Below are 8,557 nucleotides of genomic sequence, written 5' to 3'. Positions count from 1 at the left end.
GAGCCGGTGCTGCCGCTGGAGGAGGTGGAGCGCCGCGCCTTCGAGCACGCCCTGCGCCACTGCGCCGGCAACGTCGCCCAGGCGGCCAAGGCGCTGGGGGTGGCCAAGGGGACGTTCTACAGCAAGATGCGGCGCTACGGGCTCGGGGGAATGGAGCCGTCCGCGCTCGACGAGCCGTCCTCGCGCAAGGCCAGCCGGCACCTGTACGCCGTCTAGCGCACCCAGAGGTCCAGCAGGGTGTTGCCGGGGGGGTGGCCCACGCTGAAGGCGCAGGGGTGGGCGCCATTGAAGTTGTAGGTGTCGTAGAACATGGTGAGGACCCAGCCCCCGTGGTAGCCGCACGTGTGCGTCCCGACAACCTGAGGGTCGCAGCTCACCTGCTTGATGGAGGTGGTGGCCAGGGTGTTGGCGAGCACCCTCGCGTAGCTGGTGGTGCAGCGCAGCGAGGAGGCCGTGGTCCTCCAGACGCCGCTGCCGCCCACCACGAGGACTGCCGACGGGTCGGAGATGAAGAGCCGGGAGGTGCCCGACCCCAGCCGGAACAGCCACCCCGTCGTGCTCAGCACACTGGCGCGAAGGGTGGTCGGCAGGAGGGCATGGGTGCCGGGAGGCAGGCTGCTGGACTCTCTCGCCGCCCATTCTCCCCGGCCCAGCAGCGTCCACCCCCCGCCGTCCTGCGTCATGTCGCAATAGGCATCGAAAGGCGCTCCCGTCCCCGCGCCATCCGGGTCGATCCTGTACACGCCACTGGGAGAAGCCGGACGGGCTCGCAGCAGGCTCGCGCAGTTGGGGCAGACATCATTGATGGAGACGGTGAACGTCGTGGAGGTGCTCTTGCCGAGCGCGTTGACCACCGTGGCGGTGAGGGTGGGGGTTGTCCCCGTACCGCAAGAAGCAGCGGGCACCGTCCAGACCACCTCGCCCGTCTCCTCCATCGTGGTGGGAGTGGAGTGCGTGCCGAGGTTGGCCTTCCAGGAAAAGGACAGGCCGCTGCCTTGAGGGTCCATCGCCCGCACCCTCACGGTGAGGGAGCTACCGCCATCGACGGTGAGCGCGGACTGGAAGGTCTCCACCACGCGGGGCGCGAGCGGGGTGGTGTTGAGGGGGCCGGTGGGGGACTCGTTGTCGCCGAGGTTGGAGGTGTGCCCCAGGCCGAGCTGGCCCCAGGTGTTGCGGCCCCAGCAGCGCGTCTCTCCCGGGTACACCAGGGCGCAGGTGTGCCAGGCGCCCGCGGCCAATTGGAAGGCGGTGGCGCCGAGCGCCACGGTGGCCGAGGGCGGCGAGGACAGCGAGGTGTCATGGCCCTGGCCGAGCTGGCCGGACTCATTGCGGCCCCAGCACTTGAGGCCCCCGGGACTCAGCAGCGCGCAGGTGTGCCCGGCGCCGGTGGCCACCTGGAGCACCGTGCCCTCCACGCTCACGCCAGCGAGGGCCGGGGACTCATCATCGCCCACGTTTCGGGTGTGCCCGTAGCCCAGCTGGCCCCAGGCGTTGAGGCCCCAGCAGCGCACGGTGCCCGTCCCCAGCCGGGCGCAGGTGTGCTGGCTGGTGCTGGAGGTGGCCAGTTGCACGGCGGAGCCGCCCAGGGAGATGTCGCCCGCGCTGGCCGGGGACTCGTCATCGCCCACGTCGCGGGTGTGCCCGTAGCCCAGCTGGCCCTGGGCATTGAGGCCCCAGCAGCGCACCGCGCCCGTCCCCAGCAGGGCGCAGGTGTGCCAGGCCCCCGCGGCGAGCTCCCGGACGGTGCCGCCCACGTTGACGGTGCCCGTGCTGCTCGGCAACTCGTCATCGCCCACGTTTCGGGTGTGCACGGAGCCCAGCTGGCCCTGGGCATTGAGGCCCCAGCAGCGCACCGCGCCCGTCTTCATCAGGGCGCAGGTGTGCGCGGACCCGGCCACCAGCCGGGTGGCGGGCCCTCCCAGGTTGACGTAGCCCTCGCTGGTGGCGGCCTCGTCATCGCCCACGTTTCGGGTGTGCCCGTAGCCCAGCTGGCCGGCGTGGTTGCGCCCCCAGCAGCGCACCATGCCGGACTCGAGCAGGGCGCAGGTGTGGTGGCCCCCGACGGCCAGTTGCTCCACCGGTTCGCCCAGGGAGAGGTTGCTGGCGGTGTCGGGCGACTCGTCGTCACCCACGTGGGAGGCGTGGCCCAGGCCGAGCTGGCCCCAGGTGTTGCGGCCCCAGCAGCGCACCGCGCCGCCGCCGAGCAGCACGCAGGTGTGCCCCTCGCCGGCTCGCAGCGACAGCAGGCCGCTGTCCGCCATGGGGTTGTCGGGGAACTGGTCGGGCTGGAGCACGTAGTGGATGGTGGTGGTACCGCCCTGGGCCGTCACCTCCAGCGTCACCTTGCCCCGCACCGAGGCGCTGTAGTGCTGGAGGGTGGAGGGGTTGGTGTTGCTCGTGAAGCCGGGGCGCGGCTCGGGCGAGGTGCCGTCGCTCGGGGAGAAGCTCCACGCGTACGTCCACGCCTCGGGCGGGCTGTCGTCGGTGATGCCCGCCTCGAAGAGGACGTCGCTGGTGCCCGCCACCCGGTGGGCCGACAGGCTGTTGATGACCGGGTTGAACAGCGCCTTCAGCACGGTGTCCGCCACCCCGTCCGTCTTTCCGGGCGGCTTCACCTTCATCTTGAAGGTGCTGACCACCGAGTGCCCCACGGCGTTCGTCACCTTCACCGAGTGCTCGAAGTCCGTCTCCTGCGTCACCTGGGGCGGCAGGTACTGGATGACGAACGTGCCCACCGCGGTCGCCAGCGTGAGGGGGCCGCTCGACGGGGAGAAAGCGCCTCCCCCAGGGGGCGCGGAGAGCTCGTAGGTGAGCGTCTCTTTCGGGGTGGCCTCCACCAGGAAGCCCACGTTGCTGACCTGGCCCGCCTCGAGCGCGGTCGGAAGGGTAATCCTCTGGATGCGCGGCAGCACGATGCTCTGGCCGTTGTTGGCGGGGACCAGGGTGATGGGGATGGTCTCTCCATCGCGGGAGAGGATCTGGTCCGTGTCTCCCGAGAAGAGCGGCGCGGTGGAATCCCCGAAGGCCCGGGCGCTGAAGGTGAGGGCCCTTCCCCTGGGCAGGAAGGGAATGGTGCCCGACCACACCCCGTCCGACCGCGCCAGGTTGAAGTTGACGAACAGGACGTTGCCGGAGTCCCGCTCCTTCACGTCGATGACGATGCGCGAGACCTCCGCATGGGAGAGGGCCAGGGCGGTGACGCCGGAGCGGGAGAGCCCCTCCATGTCCCTGGCGCGGATGGAGAAGGAGGCGCTGGCGGACTCGGGCGGTGGGGGGCCGCCTTCCTGGGGGGTGCATCCGGTGGACAGGTGCACGAGTAGCAGGAGGAGGGCGGTGGCCCCCAGGGAGCGGGGCAGCGTCGGATGGCTCACGCGGCGCACGGAAGCAACGCCCGGGCCAGCACCCAAGCCCCTGAAATGACAGGACCTCCTCGAGTGGGGGCGAGCCGGTGAGTTCAGTTCCTGAATGTGTGAGCCCCCGCTCCCCGGCGGCCACACCGCTCAAGTCCCCGGAATCACGGGCTCCCCGCGCGGTTCAGGATTTGAACTGCCCCAGGGCAGATTCTGAACGACCCCCGGTGCCGGCGGGCGACCGTGACCTTCTACATGCTCCACTTCGGAGCGACTTCCCGAGTGAGTCGTCCGCCCCTGTCGAGGGGGCGGCCCTTTTCCATTTTGGACACAGCGGGGGGAGATCCCCCTCGACAGGGCGCGCGGGTCGGGGCAGGTTGGTGGGTACGATGGCTCCTGAGTCGCTCCTGGTCGCCAGTGTGGGAGACATCCATGGTCGCTTCCGCCGCGTGGACACGTGGCTGGATGCCCTGGCCGAGGCGCGTGGTCGTGAGGTGGACCTGGTGCTGGCGGTGGGGGACGTGGAGGCCTTCCGGCTCGCGGATGACCACCGGCGCAAGGCGGCCAAGCGCCTCATGCCCGCCGAGTTCGCCGAGTACGCGGACGGCGTGCGGACGATGAAGCGTCCGCTGTACTTCATCGCCGGCAACAACGAGGACTTCGAGGCGCTGCACGACACGCCGGAGGGCCTTCAGCTCGCGCCCAACGTGCACTACCTGGGGCGCGCGGGGCTGAAGGAGCTGCACGGGCTGAGGGTGGGGTACCTGTCGGGCATTCACGCCCCCCGCTTCTACGAGCAACCCCTGAAGCGGCCCCGCTCGCTCGACACGGCGAAGCAGGCCGGCTACTTCCGCGCCTCCGAGGTGGAGCAGGTGGCGGCGCTGCGGGACATGGACGTGCTGCTGGTGCACGAGTGGCCGAGGGGCCTGCCGCAGCGGGCCCAGGAGCAGGGCGTCCTGCCTCCGGGAGGCCGACCGCTGCCGTCGTATTGGATTGGCAACCCCATCACCCGGCGGTTGGTGGAGACGCTGCACCCGAAGTGGGTGCTGTGCGGGCACTCGCACCGGGCCTTCGCGGTGACGCTGGGCGGCCACGGTGGGCGGCACATGACGCGCGTGGCCTGTCTGGACGAGGCGGCGCGGCCCGAGCAGTCGGTATTCTGGATGGAGCTCCGAGGCCGCGAGGTGGTGTGTGCCGGGTGGGGCATCTCCGGCGCGGTGTCGTGGCGGGCCGGAGAGCCGTGGGGCCTCGGCGTGCTGCCGGCGCCCTCGGGGCCCGAGCCCGTGGGCACGGGCTACTGATTGTAGTCGACTACAACGGAGCGGCGGTGCCGGGCTCAGAAGCGGCCGGAGAGCATCACCCCGCCGAGGTTGCCCGACACGCTCATGGTCACGTCCGTGGCCCGCTGGGGCTGGGCCGACGCCTGGCGCCCGTGGAGCAGCAGGGGCACGCCCACGCCGAAGAGGGAGCCCGCCACCGCGCCCGTCACCACGTCGGTGAGGTAGTGCTTGTCCGCGCCCATGCGCATCAGCCCCACCGAGGCCGCCGCCGGCAGGCCCACGGCCCAGATGAGCCAGCTGTGCTTGTACCCGCGCAGCTCGGACACCGTGCCCGCCGCCGTCACCAGCGAGAAGGCCATGGCCGTGTGCCCGCTGTAGAAGGACAGGTTGTTGTCGGTGGGGTGCCTGGTGAGGCCCTTCTGGTCCTCGGACAGCACGTGGACGAAGGGGCGCTCGCGGCCCACCGAGAGCTTCACCACCTGGTTCACCAACTGGCTCACCACGAAGGACTCCAGGATGATGGTGGCGTCCTCCGCGAAGTAGCGCACCGGCGCCCCGCTGGCCCGGCCCAGCAGGTACTGCGTCCCGAGCACGCCCACCGGCAGCACGGCGAAGTCCGAGACGTTGCTCCACATGTCCCAGCGATCGCGGCCCTCGGCCGTTCCCGCCGCGAGGCCCCGGCCCCACCGGTCCACCCCATTGAGGGTGTCCGTGCCGTCGGCCGAGCGATCACACCAGCGGCAGCTCTTGGGGGCGAGCTGCTCCTTGAGGAGGGCCTCGCTGCCAATCCAGAGCAACCCGCCCACGCCAGTGATGGCGGCGTCCCGCCCCCAATTGAACTCGAGCGCATGGACGGTGGGGTTGTCGGAGGCCTGCTGGGCGGTCGGGAGGGCCTCGGCGAAGGCCGGGGAGGAGGCGACCAGGGAGGCGAGTGCTAGAAGACAAAGAGCGGAGGGCATGGCATCGAGCATAAAAGCCCCTCCCGCCCCGTTCTAGAATCCCGTGCCCCGTATGTCCGACGCGCGTCGAACCCTCCAGGTCTTCCCCGACAACGGTCGCCGTCAGGCGGCCCTACGTGCCGTCCGAAGTCCGGCCGGCCTCGTCCGGGGTGCGTCCTTCCTCACCTGGGAGGGCTTCCTGGAGGCCCTGGGGGGAGCGCGCGAGCTGGGCCGGCGCCCGTGTCCGCCCCTCGCCGCCCGGACCGTGGTGGCCTCGCTCGCCCAGGGTCTGGGTCCCACCCCCTACGGCGACTTCGTCCATGAGCCCGCCTTCGCCCGCGCCGCGCTGGACGTGCTGCTGGACCTCGAGGCGGGCCGGCTCTCCCCGCGCGAGCTTCAGGATGCGCTGGAGGTGCTCCCTCTCGAGCGGCGCAACCGTGCCCGGACGCTCGCCCTCCTGTTCCACGCCTACGAGCAGAAGATGGCCGAGCTGGGCCTCGCGGACCGCGAGGCCGTGGTGCGCGGGGCGCGCGAGGCCCTGGAGCGCAACGCCTGGCCCGCGGCCTGGGACGACGTGGGCACCGTCGTGCTGCACGGCATCTATGATGTCCGGCCCTCGGGGTTGGAGCTGTTGCTGGCCCTGGCGGCCACGTGCGACGCGCGCCGGGTGACCCTGCGCGTGGAGACGCCGGTGGGGGGTTCCCCGGTGGCGGACGCGGCCCTGGCGGCCCTCTTCCGCGCCTTCGAGAACCGCGGCGAGACCCTGTCCCACGTGGACCTCTTCAAGGCGGACGTCACCTTCGAGTCGCGCCCCATGGTGGAGCTCGGCCGGCACCTCTTCTCGCCCCGGGCCCCCAAGGACGTGCTCCAGGGCGCGGTGGAGGGCCTGCGGATGTGGAGCGTGGGCTCGGCGCGGGACGAGGCCCGCCTCATCGCCCGGGACGTGCGCCGGCTGGTGTCGGAAGGGGTGGCGCCCGGGAGCATCGCGGTGGGCTGGCGGGACCTCGGGCCCGAGTCCCGTTGGGTGGCCGAAGCGCTCACCGAGCTGGGCGTGCCCGTGCGCGAGCCCTGGGGCGAGCCGCTCGCGCTGGCCGGCCCGGTGCGTCTGGCGTTGGACCTGCCCCTGCTGGTGGAGGATGGCTTCCCCGCCGACCGGGTGGCGGAGCTCGTCTCCAGCCGCTACGCGCCCGCGCTCTCCCGGGGCGCGCCCGAGGCTCCGGCGACGCTCCTCACGCTCGCGGCCGTCCGGGATGACCGGCTGGGCGCGATGCGCGGCAAGGGGGCGTATGACCTGCGCCTGGAGGCCCTGGCCAGGCGGCTGGAGCCGCTGCCGGAGCAGGTGCGCCTGAAGGAGCAGCGGCGCGCCCACGAGGCCCGGGTGCTGCGCCAGCGGTGCCTCCTTCTGATGGAGTCCTGCCGCCTCATTCCGGAGCAGGGGCGTGCCTCGGAGTTGCTCGCCGCGTGGTGGAAGGCCGTGCGGCGGTTGGGGCTGATGGACTCGGAGGGGGCGCTGGAGCCGTCCTCGGACGAGGGGCTGGGCGCGCGCATGCTGGAGGCCCGGGCCCGGGACGATGCCGCTCGGGCGGCGCTCGCGACGCGGGTGCGCGACCTGGAGCGGACGCTCGCGGCGGTGGGCGGAGGTCCCCTGCTGCGACGCCGCACCTTCGGCCGCTGGTTGCAGGACGTGATGCGTGACGTGCACCTGCCCGCGCGCGGGCCCATGACGGGTGCCGTGGAGGTGTTGGACGTGCGCGAGCTGGAGGGACGCACCTTCGGCCACGTCTTCCTCGGGGGCATGGCCGAGGGCCGCTTCCCGGGCCGCGAGGAGCCCAACCCGCTGCTGGGCGACGCCGAGCGCCACGCCCTCAACAAGCACCTGGGCCGGGACGTCTTCCGCCGCACCGGTGGCGAGTTCGAGGATCGGGCGTCGTGGCGTCTCACCGAGGATCGGCTGCTGTTCGCCAGCGTCCTGGCCACCGCCACGCGGACGGTGAGCCTGTCCTTCTCCGTGGAAGGCACGGGCGGGCAGGAGCAGGCGCCGTCCGCCTTCCTGGAGGAGGTGCGGCGGCTGACGGGGATGGCGTGGGAGGCGCGCTCGCTGCCGCCCATCGCGCCGCTCGACGAGGTGCTCACCGAGGCGGAGCTGCGCCAGCGGGTGGTGCTGGAGTCGCTCGCGCCCGAGCGGCTGCGGGTCTCCGCGCCGGACCCGGCCCGCAACCTCCTCAAGCGCCGCTTCGGCGACGCGCCGTGGCTCGCCTCGGCGCGGGAAATGGTGCAGGTGGAGATTGAGCGGCTGCACTTCTTCGGCGATGCGAGCAAGCGCGCCGGCCGCTACACCGGCGCGGTGGACGACCCCGGCCTGGGTGAGGCCATCCGCGAGGCCTTCCGTTTCGACGCCAACCGCCCGCTGTCCGCGTCGGCGCTCGCGCGCTTCGGCAACTGCGGCTTCCAGGGCTTCATGTCCTACGGGTTGAAGGTGCCCGAGCCCGAGCAGCCGGGGGAGGACTTCGACCGCCGGGGGCAGGGCATCTTCTGGCACCGCGTGCTGGAGGAGTTCTTCAAGCGGCTCAAGGAGCGCAAGCTGCTGGGCCTGGGCTTCAACGAGCTGCCGGAGCCGTTGCTGGACTCGGTGCTCGACGAGGTGCGGGCGCACTTCGAGCAGCGCCACTACGTGGGCCACCCGGCGCTCTGGCGGCTGGCGCGTGAGCGGGCGAAGAACATGGTGCGCCGCATCCTCATGGATGAGCGGCGGGGCCTGCCCTTCGAGCGCTTCGCCCCGGAGGGCTTCGAGCTGCGCTTCGGGCCGAAGAACCCGGCGGAGGGCTGGAACGAGGTGACGCTCCAGGTGGGCGAGGACGTCATCCACTTCGAGGGCACCATCGACCGGCTGGACATGGGCGGCGGCGAGGTGGGCGTCATCGACTACAAGTCCGGCAAGCTCTCCAGGTCGGAGCTGAAGAAGAAGCTGTTGGACTCGGACTTCCAGCTC

At 71.9% G+C, this 8,557-nt stretch carries 5 protein-coding genes; 3 read left to right on the top strand and 2 right to left on the bottom strand.

Translation table 11 applies throughout. The annotated features are described in order from the left end of the window. On the top strand, positions 1-216 hold a 216-nt coding region (locus VF794_RS12580), incomplete at its 5' end, for a helix-turn-helix domain-containing protein (protein WP_331110052.1). Here VF794_RS12580 and VF794_RS12575 read toward each other — a convergent pair. Continuing rightward, a complete protein-coding gene (locus tag VF794_RS12575; protein ID WP_331110050.1) occupies positions 213-3,371 on the bottom strand; it encodes a fibrinogen-like YCDxxxxGGGW domain-containing protein in 3,159 nt (1,052 codons plus the stop codon). The genes VF794_RS12580 and VF794_RS12575 overlap by 4 nt on opposite strands. Before the next feature lie 368 nt (positions 3,372-3,739). Between VF794_RS12575 and VF794_RS12570 the strand changes: the two genes are divergently transcribed. Next, a complete protein-coding gene (locus tag VF794_RS12570; RefSeq protein ID WP_331110048.1) occupies positions 3,740-4,651 on the top strand; it encodes a metallophosphoesterase family protein in 912 nt (303 codons plus the stop codon). 35 nt (positions 4,652-4,686) lie between these two features. On the opposite strand, the gene VF794_RS12565 is transcribed toward VF794_RS12570, so the two are convergent. Further along, positions 4,687-5,601 carry a phosphatase PAP2 family protein gene (locus VF794_RS12565; protein ID WP_331110046.1) on the bottom strand — a complete coding sequence of 305 codons (915 nt, stop codon included), beginning with the start codon at positions 5,599-5,601 and terminating at the stop codon, positions 4,687-4,689. 40 nt (positions 5,602-5,641) lie between these two features. Here VF794_RS12565 and VF794_RS12560 point away from each other — a divergent pair. After that, a partial coding sequence (locus VF794_RS12560; RefSeq protein ID WP_331110044.1) for a PD-(D/E)XK nuclease family protein occupies positions 5,642-8,557 on the top strand: 2,916 nt, incomplete at its 3' end.

This window comes from Archangium sp. (genome assembly GCF_036389735.1).
In the GTDB taxonomy this organism is placed as follows: Bacteria; Myxococcota; Myxococcia; order Myxococcales; family Myxococcaceae; genus Archangium.
The sequence above is the reverse complement of the archived record's forward strand: the minus strand, read 5'-3'. Positions and strand labels throughout refer to the sequence as shown.

Bases quoted from the DNA above. Each gene is read 5' to 3' on its own strand.
- VF794_RS12570 (WP_331110048.1), top strand. From the start codon at position 3,740: ATGGCTCCTGAGTCGCTCCTGGTCGCCAGTGTGGGAGACATCCATGGT.
- VF794_RS12565 (WP_331110046.1), bottom strand. From the start codon at position 5,601: ATGCTCGATGCCATGCCCTCCGCTCTTTGTCTTCTAGCACTCGCCTCC.